The sequence below is a fragment of the Amycolatopsis sp. NBRC 101858 genome (genome assembly GCF_030269325.1).
Lineage (GTDB): Bacteria > Actinomycetota > Actinomycetes > Mycobacteriales > Pseudonocardiaceae > Amycolatopsis > Amycolatopsis ponsaeliensis.
Genome location: NZ_BSTD01000007.1, coordinates 711,809 through 729,256 on the forward strand (window position 1 = coordinate 711,809; position 17,448 = coordinate 729,256).

14 protein-coding genes are annotated in these 17,448 nt (G+C 72.5%); 4 read left to right on the forward strand and 10 right to left on the reverse strand.

What is annotated here, in order from left to right:
• Nucleotides 1-63 precede the first annotated feature (63 nt).
• On the forward strand, nucleotides 64-1,266 hold the full coding sequence (locus QSK39_RS46630; protein ID WP_285484256.1) for a cytochrome P450: 1,203 nt from the start codon (nucleotides 64-66) through the stop codon (nucleotides 1,264-1,266).
• Between the two features lie 4 nt (nucleotides 1,267-1,270).
• Here the strand turns inward: QSK39_RS46630 and QSK39_RS46635 are convergent, their stop codons facing one another.
• Together QSK39_RS46635 and QSK39_RS46640 are read right to left on the reverse strand one after the other, a co-directional pair.
• Complete coding sequence (locus QSK39_RS46635) at nucleotides 1,271-2,008, reverse strand: hypothetical protein (RefSeq protein ID WP_285484257.1); 738 nt, start codon at nucleotides 2,006-2,008, stop codon at nucleotides 1,271-1,273.
• Nucleotides 2,009-2,099: 91 nt separating this feature from the next.
• Entirely contained in the window at nucleotides 2,100-4,769 is a 2,670-nt protein-coding gene (locus tag QSK39_RS46640) for an ATP-binding protein (protein ID WP_285484258.1), read from the reverse strand.
• A 157-nt stretch (nucleotides 4,770-4,926) separates the two neighbouring features.
• Here QSK39_RS46640 and QSK39_RS46645 point away from each other — a divergent pair, with 157 nt between their 5' ends.
• From QSK39_RS46645 to QSK39_RS46655, 3 genes are all read left to right on the forward strand, one after another.
• On the forward strand, nucleotides 4,927-5,343 hold the full coding sequence (locus QSK39_RS46645) for a hypothetical protein (protein WP_285484259.1): 417 nt from the start codon (nucleotides 4,927-4,929) through the stop codon (nucleotides 5,341-5,343).
• Between the two features lie 182 nt (nucleotides 5,344-5,525).
• Nucleotides 5,526-5,837 (forward strand): hypothetical protein, encoded by a 312-nt coding sequence (locus QSK39_RS46650; protein WP_285484260.1) that lies wholly within the window; start codon nucleotides 5,526-5,528, stop codon nucleotides 5,835-5,837.
• A 267-nt stretch (nucleotides 5,838-6,104) separates the two neighbouring features.
• Complete coding sequence (locus QSK39_RS46655) at nucleotides 6,105-8,924, forward strand: AfsR/SARP family transcriptional regulator (protein WP_285484261.1); 2,820 nt, start codon at nucleotides 6,105-6,107, stop codon at nucleotides 8,922-8,924.
• A gap of 34 nt (nucleotides 8,925-8,958) precedes the next feature.
• Here QSK39_RS46655 and QSK39_RS46660 read toward each other — a convergent pair whose 3' ends face one another.
• The 8 genes from QSK39_RS46660 to QSK39_RS46695 form a co-directional block, all read right to left on the reverse strand.
• A complete protein-coding gene (locus tag QSK39_RS46660) occupies nucleotides 8,959-9,525 on the reverse strand; it encodes an RNA polymerase sigma factor (RefSeq protein WP_285484262.1) in 567 nt (188 codons plus the stop codon).
• Nucleotides 9,526-9,710: 185 nt separating this feature from the next.
• Nucleotides 9,711-11,246: a condensation domain-containing protein gene (locus tag QSK39_RS46665; RefSeq protein ID WP_285484263.1), complete on the reverse strand. Its 1,536-nt coding sequence runs from the start codon at nucleotides 11,244-11,246 to the stop codon at nucleotides 9,711-9,713.
• Nucleotides 11,243-12,520 carry an ATP-grasp domain-containing protein gene (locus QSK39_RS46670; protein WP_285484264.1) on the reverse strand — a complete coding sequence of 426 codons (1,278 nt, stop codon included), beginning with the start codon at nucleotides 12,518-12,520 and terminating at the stop codon, nucleotides 11,243-11,245. Before QSK39_RS46670 ends, QSK39_RS46665 begins: the two co-directional genes overlap by 4 nt.
• Complete coding sequence (locus QSK39_RS46675; protein ID WP_285484265.1) at nucleotides 12,517-13,308, reverse strand: thioesterase II family protein; 792 nt, start codon at nucleotides 13,306-13,308, stop codon at nucleotides 12,517-12,519. The genes QSK39_RS46670 and QSK39_RS46675 overlap by 4 nt, the downstream gene beginning before the upstream one ends.
• Nucleotides 13,305-13,496: an MbtH family protein gene (locus QSK39_RS46680; protein WP_285484266.1), complete on the reverse strand. Its 192-nt coding sequence runs from the start codon at nucleotides 13,494-13,496 to the stop codon at nucleotides 13,305-13,307. The genes QSK39_RS46675 and QSK39_RS46680 overlap by 4 nt, the downstream gene beginning before the upstream one ends.
• 17 nt (nucleotides 13,497-13,513) lie before the next feature.
• A complete protein-coding gene (locus QSK39_RS46685; RefSeq protein WP_285484267.1) occupies nucleotides 13,514-15,295 on the reverse strand; it encodes a non-ribosomal peptide synthetase in 1,782 nt (593 codons plus the stop codon).
• Between the two features lie 26 nt (nucleotides 15,296-15,321).
• Entirely contained in the window at nucleotides 15,322-15,582 is a 261-nt protein-coding gene (locus QSK39_RS46690) for an acyl carrier protein (protein WP_285484268.1), read from the reverse strand.
• Complete coding sequence (locus tag QSK39_RS46695) at nucleotides 15,575-17,443, reverse strand: HAD-IIIC family phosphatase (RefSeq protein WP_285484269.1); 1,869 nt, start codon at nucleotides 17,441-17,443, stop codon at nucleotides 15,575-15,577. The genes QSK39_RS46690 and QSK39_RS46695 overlap by 8 nt, the downstream gene beginning before the upstream one ends.
• Between the last annotated feature and the right edge of the window lie 5 nt (nucleotides 17,444-17,448).

Below are 17,448 nucleotides of genomic sequence, written 5' to 3' on the forward strand. Positions count from 1 at the left end.
GTCAGGCGACGTGAGCCAGGATCGCGCGTGAACTCGAACCGACCCACGGCACAGGAGAGCGTGATGACAGCACACGGTCGACCACCACTGTTCCCGTTCGAAGCAGCACCCTCGACCGACCCGGCCGCCGAGGCCATCCGGATGCTGCACACCGACCCGGTGCCCCTGGTCCGGCTGGCCGGCGGGCACGAGGTCCGGCTGGTCACCCGCTACGACGACGTCCAGCGCGCGATGGCCGATCCCAGGATGAGCCGCGCCGCCCTGGCGACACCGGACGCACCCACCATCATCCCCGGCCTGCAGTCACCGGACATGATGCCGAACATGGACCCACCCGACCACACGAGACTGCGTCGCCTGGTGGCCAAGGCGTTCACCATCCGCAACGTGGAACTCCTGCGGCCGAGAGTGGAGACGGTCGCGGCCGGCCTGCTGGACCGGATGCTGGCCGCCGGACCGCCGGCGGACCTGGTCGGCGCGCTGGCCGAACCACTGCCCGGCATCGTGATCTGCGAACTGCTCGGCATCGCCCACGACGAGCGCGAACCCCTGCTCGCCTTCATCGAAGCCATGTCCATCACCACCACGTTCGATCAAGAGGCGTTCGCCGCGACCGGCGCCGTCGCCGCGTCGCACCTGCTCGGGTTGATCGAGCACAAGCGTCACCACCCCGGCGACGACCTGCTCTCCGGACTGACCCAGGTGCACGACGAAGACGGCGATCGGCTCAGCGAAGGCGAACTGCTGATCACCGTGATGCTGCTGATCGGCGCCGGCCAGGAAACCACCATGGCCCAGCTCGCGAAATCCGTGCTCTTGCTGTCCCACCACCCGGACCAGTGGGCACGCCTCGTGGCGGAACCGGACCTTGTGCCGAACGCGGTCGAAGAACTGCTCCGGGTCGTCGCCCTGGGACACGCCGGGCAGCCGCGAATGACCCGCGCGGACATGGAATTCTCCGGCCGGACCGTCGAAGCGGGCACCGCGGTGTTCCCGGTCGTCAACGCGGCCAACCGCGACCCCGCCGTCTTCTCCGATCCGGACCGGTTCGACGTGGCCCGCCCCGAGGCGGCCCACCACCTGTCGTTCGGCCGGGGCGCGCATTTCTGCCTCGGCGCGCCGCTGGCCAGGATGGAACTGCAGGTCGCGTTGCACGCCCTCGTGACCAGAACGCCCGGCCTGAAGGTAGCCGAGCGCGACGACGAGCTGGCGTGGCAGCCCGAGAGCCTGACCCGGGGACTGCGACGGCTCCTGATCACGTGGTGAGCGCTCAACGTTCCGAGAGCTCCGGGTCGGGAGGCACGGCGTCCAGCTCTGTTCCGGGCCACACCTGCGGGGCGGGGCCGAACGCGCGCCGGGCGGCTCGGACCGCCAGGGCGGCGACGGTGGCGTTGGCGCCACCGCCGATCACCGCGCCGATGCCGAAGGGAGCCACCCGGCCGAGCACGATGACGCCCTGCTTGGTGCCGTACTTGGTGACGAAGTTCTTGCCCAGGACGCTGTTGATCTGGTTCAGCGTCGTCATGGGCACCTTGCTGACGAGCTGGCGGGCCCAGTGCTGACCGGTACGCTCGGCGGCCTTGCCGACGATGGTCGAGGAACCGGACTGGCCGAGCAGGATCCCCATGACCAGCGTCCGCCGGCGTTCGATCTCGTCCAGCCGGACCCCGTGGACCTCGGCAACCGAGAGCACGAACAAGGTGCTCAGTTCGAGCGAGGAGAAAGCCTCGCCCGCCGACAGCGCCAGTGCCACCCCGGTGCCTACCGCGGGCGCGGCCGCGGTGGCCCCGACCGCGGCTCCGGTGCCGGCCAAGGCGCTGACGAACATTCGCTCCAGGGTGCGCACGACCTCCGCCGGTGTCGCCTCCGGGTTGCGCTGACGGGCCCGGGCGATGTTCTTGCGCACCATCGGTGCCTGCAGGCCGATGGCCTTGTCCAGCAGCGCAAGGACCGGCTGCCCCGGCCCGCTCGACGCCGGCACCGGTCCTTCAAGGGCGTTAGAGGCCATCGTGAGCTCCTTCACGTCGTCGAGTTGCCGCCCAGTCTCGCAGCCGCACGGCCGGAGTCCGTCGAACACCCACGCCCGCCGCGTCGTCAGTTCACGCGTTTGCCGCATGTTTCAGCCGGGCCTGGATCTCCGCGGTCTGCGGGGCACCGAGTTCCTCGCAGATCGCCAGTGCCTGACGCCAGCATTCGACCGCCGTGTCGAGGTTGCCGAGGATCTTCGCGATGTCACCGATCGAGGTGAGGCTCCTCGCTTCGCTCCAGCGGTCGCCGACCTCGCGCCACATCCCGAGCGCCTGCCGGTAGTGCTCTTCGGCCTTGTCGAGTTCGTCGAGGTCCCGGTAGGTGTCCCCGAGGCTTTTGAGGATCTGGGATTCACCGCCCGGGTCGCCGCTCCCACGTCGCAACTGCAGTGCCTGCCGGAGGTAGTCGATCGCCTCGACGTACCGTCCGAGACCGCGGCAGGCGTCGCCGAAGCAGTGCAGGGCCTGGCTCTCGCCGTATGCGCTGCCCACCGCGCGAAACAGGGTGAGGGCCTCCTGGGAGCAGGTCAAGGCATCGGTGAACCGCTCCAGCTCCCACAAGGCGATGCTCAGGCTTCCCAGGGTCCACGCCTCGGCGTAACGGTCGCCCAGTTCGCGCCAGACACCGAGGGCGCGCTCGAAGCTGTCGATCGCATCGTCGTACCGGCGGAGGTTGCGGTAGGCGATTCCCAGACCCGCGAGCAGCCAGGCGTATCCGCTCCGGTCGGCCTTCTGCTCGGCCGCGGCGAGCCCGATGCGGTAGGCGATGATCCAGTCGACCCAGGGAGTCCGCAGGGTGAAATAACCCCACAACGCGGTCGGGAGCTGCCAAGCGATGTCCAGGTGCGACTCGGCCGAGGCCTGCCGGGTCGCGGCGACGAGGTTGAGGCGTTCCGCCTCGCACCACTGCCAAGCCCGCCCCTGGGTTTCGAAGGTCAGCGGACGGCAGCCGGCGGGTGGTTCGCCGAGCGGGGCATGTCGTCGACGTGGTGCGAGTTCACGATCGGCGGCGTCGGCGGAATGCAGGTACCACGTCAGCAGACGCAGTTTGGCGGCACTGCGGTCGGCTTCGCTTTCGTCCTCGCCGGCGCGTTCCGCAGCGTACAACCGAAGCAAGTCGTGGAGGCGGTAGCGGTTGTGGTCGACCTCCTCCACGAGGTGCACGCTGGCGAGAGCGTCGAGGTAGCGCTGGGTGTGCTCGGTGGTGAGGTTGGTCAGCGCCGCGGCAGCCGGGATCGAGATGTCCGGGCCGGAGTGCAAGCCGAGCAAGCGGAACACGTGGGAAACGGCCGGCGGCAGCGCCCGGTAGGACCAGGAGAACACGACGCGCACGGCGGTGCTCTCGTCGTCGTCCGCGGCCAGCAGGTCGAGCCGGTCGCGTTCGCCGGACAGCTGGCGAGCGAGTTCGGCGAGGGTGAGTCTGGGGTGCGCGGCGACGCGTTCGGCGGCGATGCACAGCGCGAGCGGAAGGTACGCGCATGCGCGCGTGATCTCGGCGGCCGCAGCACCCTCGACGGCGACCCGGTCCTCACCGACGATTTGCTCGAGGAGGGAGTACGCCTCCGTCGGGTGAAGCGGATCGAGGGTCAACCGGGCGGCGCCCTCTCGGGCGACCAGGCCCGACATCCGGTGGCGGCTGGTGATCAGCACCCGGCACGTGGCCGACCCGGGGAGCAACGGGCGGACTTGCTCCGGTGTGGCGGCGTTGTCGAGAACGATCAGGACCCGGCGGTCGGCCAGCAATGAGCGGTAGAGCGCCGTCTGTCCCTCGAGGTCCGCCGGCATGTTCCGGGTGGTGACACCCAGTGCTCTGAGCACCCGTTCCAGGATTTGCTCGAGCGGTGCGGGCACGACCGGGTCGTAGCCGTGGAGATCGATGTAGAGGTCGCCGTCGGTGAACTGGCTTCTCACCGCGTGTGCCCAGTGAACGGCCAGCGCGGTTTTGCCCATCCCGGCAGCGCCGACGATCAGGAATATCGTGGTTTCCCCGGGCCCGCTCGCCCCGGGCTCGACGAGCAACGAGTCGAGCTTGGCGATGTCGGCGAGGCGGCCGGTGTAGTGAGCGGTGCTCGCCGGGAGATGCCGGGGTACCGGTAGCACACGGCGTTCGGCGCTCGCTGCGGGGCTCGGTTGCCTCGCTGGGTCGACGACGTCGCTGTAGGGGTTGTCCGGCAGGGCGATCCACGCCGAAGTAACAGTTTCTTTGGCTGAGACAGTCACCTTTCGGTAAGTGCCCGGCCTGGCGGTGATGCTGTGCCGCACCACCTCGTCGAAGAACCAGTTCGACGTGATGAGTGCGAGGATGCCCTGCGATCCCGCCAGAGCGGCCCTCGACTCGGAAGAGTTCGCGAGGCGAAACGTCAGGTTCACCGACGCGGCTGTGACGCCGTGGTCGTCGTAGTTGATTTCTCCTGCGTGCACCGCGAGCCGCAACCTGATGTGGGCTTCGGGCCCGTGCAGGTGGTTGTGCTCCGCGAGTGCGTCCACCACCCGGGCGGGAAGTGCCTCCACGAAGAGGCTTTTCGGCACTTCCGGCGGCGCGAGGACGAAGACGCCGTCACCGCGGTCTTCCGTTTCACAGGATTCCCAAGGGATGCCGGCTCTCTCGAAGGAGGTCCGCAGGCAGTTGTAGAGCCCGCGCCGGACCGCGAGCTGGTGGTGATTCGTCCGTTGCCATGCGCCGAACCCCTCGACGTCGACCACGACGATCGTACGGTGAACCGCTGCCGTCGATTTCGCCATCACCACGCCCCCCGCCGGTCCCCATTCGGACAATGATGAACGTGCTGCAAACTCCAATGGGCTGTTCTCACTCGAATGGCCGCTTCCCACTGGACAAGACAAGGACAGACCACTGCGCATATCGGGTGTAGGCGGTCAAGGTCCACGAGGTCGATAGGTGGACGACGCGTCAGTGCGAACAGCGCTTCTGGTGGCGAGGACGGCCGAGTCCCGCGGTTTCCTGCGGCCCGGCGACTGGCCGGACGTCGCGGTCAGCCTGCTGTTGGAAGGCGCCGAAGATCCCGCGATCGCCGAACTCGCCGGACTGAACCGGCAGGCGAACGGGTGGGACACCGAACCACGCCTCCTGGCCGGGCTCGCGCCCCCCGACTTCGAGTCGGACCTGGCCGGCCGATGCTTCACCGCGGCGGAGTACCTGGACTGCGGCTGTGCCGAGGCCGACCTCGGTTTCGAGGCGGAACTGCAGTCGATGCCGACGCTGGGGCTGTCCGCACCCGTCACCCAGGCACTCGCACGACCACTGCGTTCAACGCTCCCCACGACTCAACCCGCATACGGACACCACGAACACTGATCGCGCGAGGTCCGGCACCGACAACGGGGACGCCGCCTGCTGCCGCCGACGCACTCTGCGCCCGGACTTCGTGGTTGCCGAGGACGAAGTGCGGCTGTCCGAACAAGCTCACCCTGGTCGGGACCGATGGGGAGGACCGCGATGAACTCCGGTGTGTCTCGTTGTGCGGCAGGGGAAACCCGGTGACCGCGGTGCTGTGGGTGACGCTCGGCCTGGCCTGGGTCGCGTTCGTCGGCACCACCACGCTCACGCTGCACCTGGTGCGGCGAAGCCGGCGCGGGGATACGGGAGCCGGCATGGTCCTGCTCGCCCTGGCACCCTTGCTGTTCGTCGACTTCGTGCTCTCCGTGCTGGGCGGAGTTGCGGGCGGTTGGCTCGCCCTTCGGCTCGACGGTCTCGGCGCCCGGCTGGTCGCCGGCAGCGGGGCCGCGGTGCTGCTGGCCCGCATCGCGCTCGGGGCGGCGCAGGCGTGGCGGTCTCGGCCGGCCGGGTGACTCACCTCGCGGGCGGTGCAGGGCAAATGTCACCGCGGCACCGTTCGGCGCCACCGTCGGCCGGACCAGTCGTGAATCAGCCACCGAATGCTGCACCGGCGCAAGATTCCAGGCCCCGATGAATGCCCTCTCGAGCCGCGGGCCCCATTCCCGGGATCCGACGGTGCTGCGAGCCTGCTGCCAGGTTGACCGGGGAGGTTGTACGCTTGCTGCGTGGTGGTCTGTCGGGTGTTGGGGCCGACGGAGGTGGAATCCGGCGGCGCCGGTGTGGATCTTGGGGGGCCGCTGCCGCGGCGGCTGTTCACCGCGTTGGTGATGGCCAAGGGGGAACCGGTTTCCGACGGGCGGCTGGCCGAAGCCGTGTGGGGTCCGGAATCGCCGTCTCGGGCGGCGGCCGCGCTGCAGGTTTATGTTTCCCGGCTCCGCGGGGCGTTCGGCAGCGGCGGCCGGGATCTGTTGGAGCGCACCGGATCGGGATACCGGTTGCGAGTGCCGCCGGGGGCCGTCGACGCGGATCGTTTCGTGCAGCAGGTCGAGCGGGGGCGGCGGTTGCTCGCCGAGGACAACGCCGCACCGGCGCTGCACGCGTTCACCGAGGCGTTGACCTGGTGGCATGGTGAACCGTATGCGGATCTGCTGGCCGGTCCCGATGTGCTGGCCGCCCGCAGCCGGCTGGTCGAGCTGCGCGAGGTGGCGATCGAGGAACGGCTGGCCGCGCGACTGTCGACCGGGGACGCACCGGGTGCGGTGGCCGAGTTGGACGCGGCGGCGCAGGCCGCGCCGTACCGCGAGCGAAGGTGGGCGCTGCTCATCCTCGGGCTGTACCGCTGTGGCCGGCAAGGCGACGCGCTCGCCGCGCTGCGCCGCGTGCGTGCGCTGCTCGCCGGCGAGCTCGGCGTCGACCCCGGCCCGGAGCTGCAGCGGCTGGAGCGGCTCGTGCTGGCCCAGGATCTTCGGCTGCTGCTGCCCGAAACGCCCTCGACGGCCCCGCCCGCACCGGCCGGCGGCATGGCCGTGGCGCGCCGCTTCAGGCGGCCGCTGTCCTCGTTCCTCGGCCGCGACCGTGAGCTGACCACCGTGGCCCGGCTGCTGGCCGAGCACCGGCTGGTCACCCTGGTGGGCCCGGCCGGGGTGGGCAAGACCCGGCTGGTCGTCGAGCACGCCACCACCCTGCCCGACGCCGACGGTCCGTGGCTGGTCCGGTTGGCCGACGTCGGCCAGCCCGAGGTGATCGCCCACGCGATCGCCGACGCCGTCGGCTTGGCGCAGGTGGCCGATGAGCCTCGGCGTGCCCTGCGCGATGCGCTCGCCGGCCGGGCCGGGCTGCTCGTGCTGGACAACTGCGAGCACCTCGTCGACGCCACCGCCGAGCTCACCATCGAACTGCTCGCCGCCTGCCCGATGCTGCGGGTCTTGGCCACCAGCCGGGAACCGCTGGGTATCGACGGCGAGGCCACCCTCACGGTGCACCCGCTACCGCTGCGATCCGACGACGGCAGCGCGGACGGCTCGGCGATGACGCTGCTGCTGGACCGGATCCGGGCGGTGCGTCCCGGCTGGACACCCTCGGATGAGGAACGGGCACAGGCCCGGCAGGTATGCGCAGCGCTGGACGGCCTGCCCTTGGCCGTCGAACTGGCCGCCGCCCGCGCGCGGCTGCTCGGGCTCGGGGAGATCGCCGAGCACCTGCACGATCGGTTCACCCTGCTCGGACCGGTCGCCCGCGGGTCGCTGACCCCGCACGCCACGCTGCAGGCGGCGATCGCCTGGAGCGTCGAGTTGCTGTCCGACGACGACCGCGGTCTGCTGCTTCGGCTCTGGCCGTTCGAGGGCGGATTCCCGCTGGAGGCGGCCGAATCGGTTCGCCCAGTGGGCTCGGCCGGCACCTCGGCGTTGGAGTCGTTGTCGTCGTTGGTCACCCGGTCGGTGGTCAGCGCGGACACCACCGTGGTACCCACCCGTTACCGGCTGCTGGAGACCGTCCGGGCCTACTGCCAGGCCATCGACCCCGATCCGGGCGGCACCCGGAAGGCGCACGCGGTCTGGGTGCGCGACCTGGCCGCCCAGTGCTCGGCGGACGTCCGCGGACAACGACACGGCGGCCGGGCCTTGCGCATCCTCGACCGGGAGCTGCCGAACCTGCGCGCGGGCGTCGCGCACGACTTGGCCCACCAGCCGGAACACGCCCTGCGCACCGTCGGCCTGCTCGACTGGTTCTGGCTGCGGGGCGGTCACTCGGCCGAGGGCCGCAGGCTCATCGACGCCGCCCTGCGCGCCGCACCCCACGCAGCACACGCCAACCGCGCCCGCGCCTACCTGGCCCGCGTGATCAGCGCGGCCCTCTTCGCCGACGAGGCCGAGGCGCGGCGGATGTTCGACGAAGCCCGTCTCGCGATCGGCGAGCCGGCCGACGACGAACACCGTGCGCTGTACGCGAGCCTGCAGTACTACTGCGCCATGTTCTGGCAGACCACCGGCCAAGTCCAGGCCGCACACGACGCTGCCGACGAGGCTGCCACCATCGGCACCCGGCTGGGGCTGGACTGGATCCGGATCGCCGGGCTCAGGACCCGCAACGCCGCGCTCATCCGTCTCGGACACGTCGCCGCCGGCGAAGCCGGACTCATCGACACCATCGAGCAGGCCCAGCAAGCCGGACAGCTCTGGTCGGCCGGCTGGTCGGAGCTCGCACTCGCCCTGTCCTACCTCGACCGCGCAACCGCGCACGCCGACCCGAGCAGCCTTGCGGCCCGCGGCATCGACGCGCTGTGCCGCGCCCTGGCACGGTTTCGCCACCAAGAGGACAGCGTCTTCACCCTCGCCGTGCTCTACACCGGCGTCCATGCCCTGGTCCTCGCCGGCCGCCCGCGCGAGGCGGGACAGCTGCGCGCCGCCGTCCACCACCACGCCATCCAGCTGGGCTTTCGCCCCGACCTGTTGCGGCGCTTCAGCTCTCCCGACAGCGACCGGATGGTCGACACCGCACTCAGCCCTGGCGACCGCGACACCGCTGCCGCCGAAGGGGCCGACCTGAGCTGGCTCGACATGATCACCCTGCTCACCTCGGCGCGAACCGTCACCGGCTGAACACACCCACCACACGGTCACGTTTCGAGAAGACCTATGCGGCGGCTGTGGTGAGCAGCGCGGTGATGGCGGGGTTGCGGCGAAGGCGGGCCAGGCAGCGTTGCCGGGTCGGTCCGATGGCGCCGACGGGTATGCGAAGCGTCGTGCTGATCCGGGCGTAGGGGGTGGGCGGGTCGCAGAAGAGCATCGACAGCAGGTGCCGATCCCGGTCCGGCAGCGTCGCGATGGCTTGCTGCAGTGCGGTTCGCCGCTCCAGCTGCAGAAGCCGCGCATCGGGCTGCGGTCGGGTGTCGGCGATGTCCCATTCGTCGTGGCAGGTCTGACGAGTGTGGTGGCGCAGCAGGGCGAGGCATTCCCGCCGGGTGGTGACGGACAGCCAGCCGGGCAGTGCGGCGGGCGTGCGCAGGTCGGCCAGGTGGGTCACCAGCCGCAGCCAGACCACGCCGGCCACGTCGTCGGTATCCGCGGCGGCCAAGCCGTGCCGGCGGCACACCGACCGCACCAGCGGGGTGTAGCGCCGCACGATTTCCTGCCAGCTGGACGGGTTGCCGCGCACCGCATCGTGCACCAGACGCACCACGAGATCGTCGTTGTCCGGCATGGTGTCTCCATCGGTGAGGATCCGGTCGCCTTTCCGGCCGGAATCGGTGCCCACCTTTCTAAGCGGTCCGGCCTGCAGGCCGCCTGCAATACACCTGCAGGAGCGGCGCCCGGTCCACGTCTGCCGCAAGTCGGCCGACGAGTGCGCCGGGCCCGCTGGGCGGGACCGGCCGCACCACGGACGGCTCAGGGGGTCGTCGAGGCCAGCTCGGTGATCGACCGGACCAGCTCGGCCAGCAGCTGCTCCGGGAAGCCCGTGCCGAAGCGGCTCGTGTCGGCCGTTACGTGCACGCTCAACCCCTGGTCGTTCAGGGCCTCCACCCGGATCGGGAGGCTCGTGTGGTCGCGCATGTCCTCCTCTTCGGTGATCAGGCCGGCCGCCAGCAGCTCGTCGCGCGGGTGGAAGTGGACGTAGTTGAACATCACCTCGAACGGGTCGCCCGCCAGCAGCTTGCGCACCGCCGAATGCGGGAAGCGGCGGTGGGCCAGCAGCTCGTTCTCCGCGGCGAGGCACCGGCGGGCCGCCGCTCGCCAGTCGCCGTGCGGGACGCCGGGGCGGACCGGGAGCTGGTTGAGGAACAGCCCGAGCGTCACGTCCGCGCCCGTCTGCTCGGGACGGCCGTTGAGGAGCAGGCCCACCACCGGGTCCTCGGTACGCCGGACAACGCCGACCGCCGCGCAGTTCGCGGCCAGCAGCAGGCTCTTCAACGGCACTCCCCAGTCCACCGACAGCTCCTCGAGCCGGGCGCTGTCCGCCGGGGAAATCCGGGCGCTCACCTTGCGGTGCACCGGCGGCGCGTCGCTCGGGGCCGGTGACGGCGGCAGTGTGTCCCGCAGCCCTTCGGCGAACCGGACCGCCTCGGGATCGGCCGCCGCCTCCCGTTCCAGCCGGACGAACTCGCGGTACGGGGCTGGGGCGGGCAGCTCCGGGACCACCCCGTCGAGGAGGCCGGCGTAGGTGCGCACCAGCTCGTTGAAGAACACCGCCTCGCTCCAGCCGTCGAAGATCGCGTGGTGGAACGCATACGCCAGGACGAAGGAGTCCGCGCCGGCCGCCGCGTGCACCCTCAGCAACGGCGGCCGCTCGACGTCGAACGGGCGCGCGAGCTCGGCCATGACCTCTTCGTACCGCTCCGCGCGCGCCGACTCGGCGAGGCCGGTCCAGTCGGAGACGGCGAGCGGGATCGCCGCCTCGGCTTCGACGACCTGCATCGGCTCGCTGAACGTCGTCAGGTCGAACCGGGTCCGCAGCACCGGGTGCCGGGCGGACAGGCGGGCCAGCGCGGCGGTCAGCACCGCCGGGTCCAGCGGCCGGGTCACGGTCCGCGCCACGACGTCCAGGTACGCCGTCCCCTGGCTGACCAGCCCCTCGAAGATGAGCCCCAGCTGCAGCCGGGCCGCCGGGTAGACGTCCTCGACGCCGTCGGGGACCCGGGCCCGGTCGAGCGGCGAAAGCAGGTCCGCGGCCGGGCCGTCGCCCGCTTCGGGCGTCCGCAGGGCCGTGCACGCGCCCCGCGGCGTCGGGTTCCGGAACAGGTCGATCAGGGACAGCCCCAGCCCCACCTGCTCGGCCTCGCCGATCACCTTGAGCGCGAGCAGGGAATCGCCGCCGAGCGAGAAGAAGTCGTCGTCCGGCCCCACCTTCTCCACCCGCAGGATCCGCTCCCAGATCTCCGCCAGCACCGTCTCCGCGTCGGCCACGTTCTTCCCTTCCGCCTTCACCACTCCCCCAGTTCCGTCGCCGGCACGGTGTGCCGGTCCCCGTCCGCGAACTCGAACCGGTACCGCAGCGTCGAATCCACCTTCGCGATCACCGGTCCCAGCCCGGTCACGTCCGCCGTCTCGCCCATCACGATGTCCAGCTCCAGCGTCTGCACCCCGCCGGGGTACGGCGTGCCGGGCCGGGCGTACGGCCGGTACAGCGTCACGCCCGGGAGGTCCCGCACGACGTCGGCTCCCTCGATCCCGGCCACCGTCACCGCCCGGCGCGGCGCCGGGTGGCACAGCTGGAAGTACGCGCGCCCGGCGTAGAAGTCGGGCACCTCGACCCGCTCGCCGAGCGCGATCCGCCCGGCGACCTCGACCAGGCTGAGCCCGAAGCCCCGGCCGGCCAGTTCGTTGATGCCGCCGCCGAGCCGGCCGTTGACCTCGATCAGCCGCGGCCCGTCCGGGGTCAGCTTGACCTCGGTGTGGGTGAGCCCCGTCCGGACGCCGACCGCGGCGACCGCCGCCCCGGCCAGCTCCCGCACGGCGGCCGTCTCCTCGGGATCGAGCGGCGACGGCCAGAACCGCCCGGTCTCCCGGAACGGCGTGACCATCGGGAACTTGCCGGTCACCGACAGGTCGGCGATCTCGCCGTCCTGGACGACGCTGTCGACCGACACGTAGTCGCCGAACGGCCCGCAGTCCCGCCCGGGCAGGTACTCCTCCAGCACGAGCGTGCCGCCGTCGACCAGCCCGGGCGCGGACTCGCCGAGCAGCTGCCGGACGAGCCGCCTGCCGGTTTCCTCGTCCGGGACGGGGAAGGTGTTGCGGCTGCCGCCGCCGTTCGCCGGCTTCAGCACCGCCGGCAGCCCGGTCTCGGCGACCGCGGCCGGCCAGTCGGCCTCGGTCTCGATGCGGCGGCACCGCACCGCGTCCACGCCGGCCGCCCGCAGGGCCGCCCGCTGGTGCCACTTGTCCGTCAGGCGCAGCAACGTCGCCTCGTCGTGGAAGGGCAGGCCCAGGAGCACGGCCAGCTCCGCCGCCATACCGAGGCCGCGCTCGGCGTAGGTGACGATCCCGCCGGGCCGGTACCGCGCCAGTTCGGCGGCGACGTCGGCCGCCCGCTCGGCGACGACGACCGTGCCGATCCGGGCGAGCAGCGGTTCCATCTCGCGGGTGTGCGCGTTCGGGGGCACGACGAAGACGCAGCGGGCCCAGTCCCCCAGGCCGACGGCGATGTCGCCGGGGTGGGCCGCGCCGTCGTCGTACACGACCACCAAGGTGGGTTTCATCGGGTCACCTCCAGACCGGCGGCGGCGCGCGCCGGTGTCAGCCGTTCACGGATCGCCCGGCCGAACGCCTCGAGCCGGTCGCGGTAGTAGAAGTGGCCCCCGTCGAACACGCGGGAGCCGAACGGGCCGGTGGTCCACCGGCCCCAGCCGGCCAGGTGCGCCGGGGTGACCCACGGGTCGTCCCGGCCGCCGAGCGCCAGCAGCCCGGCCCGGATCGCGCGCCGCCCGGCCGGGGCGTAGCGGGCGAGCAGCAGGTAGTCCGCGCGCAGCACCGGGATCATCAGGTCCGCGACGCCGGCCAGCTCCGCGTCCGACACGTCGACGTGCCCGCCCGAGGCGACCTCGGCGAGCCACTCGTCCCGGCTCATCGCAAGCACCGTGCCGGCGTCGAGCCGCTGGTCGTCCGGGGCCCGGGCCGCGGACGCGGCCAGCAGCTCCACGTCCGCACCGAGCTCCTCGAGCGCGAGCGCGATCTCGTAGCCGACGACCCCGCCCAGGCTGTGCCCGACGACGACGAGGGGACCCGGGCAGCAGGCGTGGATCGCCGCGGCGCACTGCGCGGCCAGCCGGGGCAGCTCGGTGGCGTGCGGTTCGAGGTGACGCGGCCCGCGGCCCGGGTACTGGACGGCGACCGCGGCTTCCCCCGGCCGCACCAGGTCCCCGGCCCACTCGGCGACGGCGTAGGCACTGCCGCCGCCGAAGGGAGCGAACACGAACGTGCGCGCCGCCCCGGCCGGCTCGGTCTCCCCCAGCTGCCACAGCTCGGGGCACAGCCGCTGCCGGTTCACGTCCGCTCCGATTCCCGCTCGCGCCGGATGCTTGCCGGGCGGATGTCGGTCCACACCTCGGAAATCCGGTCGAGGCAGTCCTGCCTGCTGCCGCGGACGGCGGCCGCGCGCCACCCCGCCGGCACCGGCGTCGATTCCGGCAGCAGGGAATGGCGGTCTTCGGCGTCGACCACGATCACGTAGTCCATGGGTCGGTTCCTCCGGTTCAGAGTTCGACGACGCTGACGGCGGGCTCGGCCGCGGGGACGGCCCCGCCGTCGAGCGCGGCGGCCAGCTCGGCGGCCGTGGCGTGCTGGTAGAGCTGCGTGATCACCAGGTCCGGGTAGGACTTCCGCAGGCGGGCGAAGACGGTCAGCGCCTTGAAGGAGTCGCCGCCGATCTCCAGGAACCGGTCCGCACGGCCGATTCCCGGCCGGCCGAGCACGTCCGCCCAGACGTCCAGCACCAGCCGTTCGGTGGCCGACCGCGCGGGTTCGCGCTCGATGTCGGTCGCCCGGACGGCCGCGCTCCGCAACGCGGCGAAGTCGGTCTTGCCGTTGAGGTTCACCGGGATCGCGGCGACGAAGTGCACCCGGCTGGGCACGAGCGCGGACGGCAGGACCTCCCGCAGCGCCCGGCTCAGTTCGGCCGGCTCGCCGGTTCCGGTGACGTAGGCGACGAGCTCCACCGGACCACCGGCCGCCGGCTCCTCACCGGTCACCACGGCTTGGCGGATGCCGGGCCTGGCCAGCAGCGCGGCCTCGACCTCGCCCGGCTCGACGCGGTTCCCGCGGACCTTGAGCTGGCGGTCCGCCCGGCCGAGGTAGTCGAGTTCGCCGCCGGGGCCGGCGATGACGACGTCGTCGGTGCAGTAGAACGTCCCGTCGCCCAGCTCGACGAACTTCGCCGCGGTCAGCTCCGGTTCGCCGAGGTAGCCGTCGGCGAGGCAGTCGCCGCCGAGGTACAGCACGCCCGCCTCGCCGGGCGTGACCGGGCGGCCGTCTCCATCGAGCACCCGTGCCCGCACGCCCGCCAGCGGCGTGCCGACCGGGACCCGGGGCAGGTCGGCGTCGTCGGGCCGGACCCGGTGCGCCGTTGCGAGGATCGTCGCTTCCGAAGGCCCGTAACCGTTCTGCACCTCCAGGCCGGGCCGGACGGCGAAGATCGCGCGGGCCAGCCGGGGCGGGAAGGCCTCCCCCGCCACGACGAGCAAGCGAGTGGGCAGCAGTGCGGCCAGGTCACCCTCGGCGGCCAGCGCCTCCAGCTGGGACGGGGTGTAGGTGAGGCAGTCGGCCGGGTGGTCCCGGAGGTCGGCGGCGAGCGCACGCGGGTCGAGCGTGGTGTCGCGGCTGTAGACGTCCAGCCGGGCGCCCGAAAGCAGCGCGCCGTAGACCGACACCTTGCCGAGGTCGGCCGCGAACGTCGTGGTGAGGCCGAAGCTCGCGAGGCCGGTGGCGGCCACCCGCTCGAAGAAGGCCGCGGTGTAGTTGAGCACCGCCCGGTGGCTGACGACGACCGCCTTCGGCACCCCCGTGGACCCGGAGGTGCAGACCAGGTAGGCGACGTCCTCGGGGGCCACCCCGGGCGCGACGCGGTAGGGCGCCGACGCGGTCTCGTCGACGACGGCGGCCGGGGGCGCTCCGGCGGGCAGCCGGCCGCGGTTGCGGTCGTCGGTGAAGACCGCCCGCGCGCCGGTCGTGGCCAGCAGCGAGGCGATCCGCGGGTCCGGGTCGGTCGTCTCGATGTGCACGTACGCCGCGCCGACCGCCCAGGCCGCGAGCACGGCGATCATCGAGCGGTGGGACCGGTCGAGCAGGGTGGCGACGACGTCGCCGCGGCCGACCCCCTGCGCGCGCAGCCAGTCCGCGGCGGCACCCGCGGCACCGGCCAGCTCCGGGTAGCCGAGCACCTCGGCGCCCTGCCGCAGCGCGGGACGGTCGCCGGCGTCCGCGGCAGCCGCCGCGAACGCGTGCGCTCCGGTCGGGAACCGGCGCAGCGAGCCGGACATGGGTGCTCCTTCGGTCGGGCCCGCGGTCATCGGATCGGACCGGGACGGGCGGCGGCGGTGAGCTCGGCGAGCGCACCCACCGATTCGGTGGCCAGGTAGGTCTTGAGGACGAGCCGGACCCCGAAGGCGTCCTCCACCGCGGTGAACAGGCGCAGGGCGGTGTGGCTGCTCCAGCCCGGCAGCTCGGCGAAGCGGCGCTCCGGCGTGATCTCGGCGGACGGCACGTCGGTCACCGTGGCGACCAGCCGGGCCAGTTCGGGGGCGACGTCCAGGACGGTTTCAGGCATGAGCGGTGGTCCGTTCTTCGAAGTGCAGCGTGAGCCACGGGGGCGCGAGCGGGCGCTCCCGCGGCAGGGACAAGGACGGCCGGGCGCCCGGCGTGAACCCGGCGTCGGTGAGGAACTTCTCCGCCGGCCCGTTGCGGCCGGTCGGGCGGAACTCGGCTTCGAGCCGGTCCGCGCCGGCGGCCGTGGCCAGGTCGGCGACGGTCTGCAGCACGGCGAACTCGATCCCGCGCGCGAAGACGCGGCAGCTCATCACCATGTTCTCGATCAGCCAGCGCCCTTCGCCCGCGGCGACCCACACCGCGCCGACGACCCCTTCGTCGCCGAAGCGGTCCGCGACTTCGAAGGCGAGCACGAGCCCGTCCGGTGCCGCGGCGAGCTCCCGGGTCCGCTGCTCGGAGTGCGCGTGGCCGGTGAAGGTGAACTGGTTGGTGCGGGCACCCAGCTGCACGACGCGCAGCAGCTGGTACTCGTCGGCCGGCCGCACGCGCACCACCAGCTCCAGGCCGGCCAGGTAGTCCTCTGTGGACGGACGGCTCTCCTGCCAGCGGTGCCGTTGCTCCCGCGCCTGGTAGAGCTCGGTGCGCCGCTTGTCCGTGTCGGTCGTCGCGAGCACGTCGAAGTGCCCGCCGGCCAGCAGGGTGCCGACGTGGTCCGCCGGATCGCCGTCCAGCCGGACCACCGCCACCTCCGGCAGCGCGCCGCGGACCAGCTCGCACTCGAACGGCGAGTCGTCCGCGAAGACGAAGCTGTCGAGCCCGAGGTTCAGCTCGGCCGCGATCTCCGCGAGGCTGCCGTCCTTGGCGTCCCAGCCCGCCTTGACGGCCACGAAGTCGCCGCGCCGCAGGAGCAGCGCGGGGTGCTCGGCGAAGACCCGCTCCACCAGGTCCGGGTCGTTCTTGCTGGCGACGGCCAGCAGGATTCCCTGGCGCCGCAGGGAAAGCGCGGCCCGTTGCACCGCGGCGAAGGCGTTGCCCGGGTACAACGGGCCGACCTCGATGTTCTCCGGGCCGTCGTCGCCGAGCACCCCGCCCCACACGGTGTTGTCGAGATCCAGCACGAGGCATTTGCGCGACGTCCCGGCGACCGCCCGGGCGTATCCCGCGGCTTCCCTGGCGTAGAACCATTCGAGCGCCGGCGACCACGCCATGCCGGCGAAGCGGTGCAGCCGCTCGTCACGCAGCGGCACCGGCGCGCTCGCCAGCAGCGTCTCCAGGTCGAGCACGTCGACGCGGCCGCCCGGCTCGGCCAGGTCCAGCAGGCCGAGGTTCAGCTCCCGCCAGAGCCGGCCGAGCGTCGCGCGGTCCCGGTGCGCGATGAGGGTTCTCGGCCGCCCGGCCGGCAGCGGCACGGTGTGGACGAGGACCCGGCCGGTGCCGTGCCGGGCGAACGTCCGGACGGCGTCGGCGAAGCGGGCCAGGCGGTCCCGGGTCTGCGTCCGGGTGTCGTCCAGGTCCTCCGGGCTGGACTCGTCCGGGAGGAACAGCCGCTCGTCGGTGAGGCACAGCGTGAGATCGGGGGCGAAGCGGGCGAGCGCGGAGTCGCCGGCTTCCAGCTGCAGGAGCAGCCGGTCCGGCGGCGTGAGCTCGATCCGGGCGTCGACGCCCGCCGCGAGCAGGGCGACCTTCAGCAGCGGCACGACGCCGTCCGCGGTGAAGGAGGCCGCGACCGCGACCCGGAGCGCACGCGGCGTGCGTCCGGCCGGCAGCAGCAGCGCCGGGTCGGTGCCGGCCAGCAGCCGGGCCGCTTCGCGGACCCGGGCGACGTCGCCGGTCCGGGTCAGCAGCCCCGGCAGGCCGGGATCGGGTGCGGCGCCCGGCTCGGCCAGGCGGCGCACTCGGGCGAGCAGTTCTTCCACGGTCATCCTTG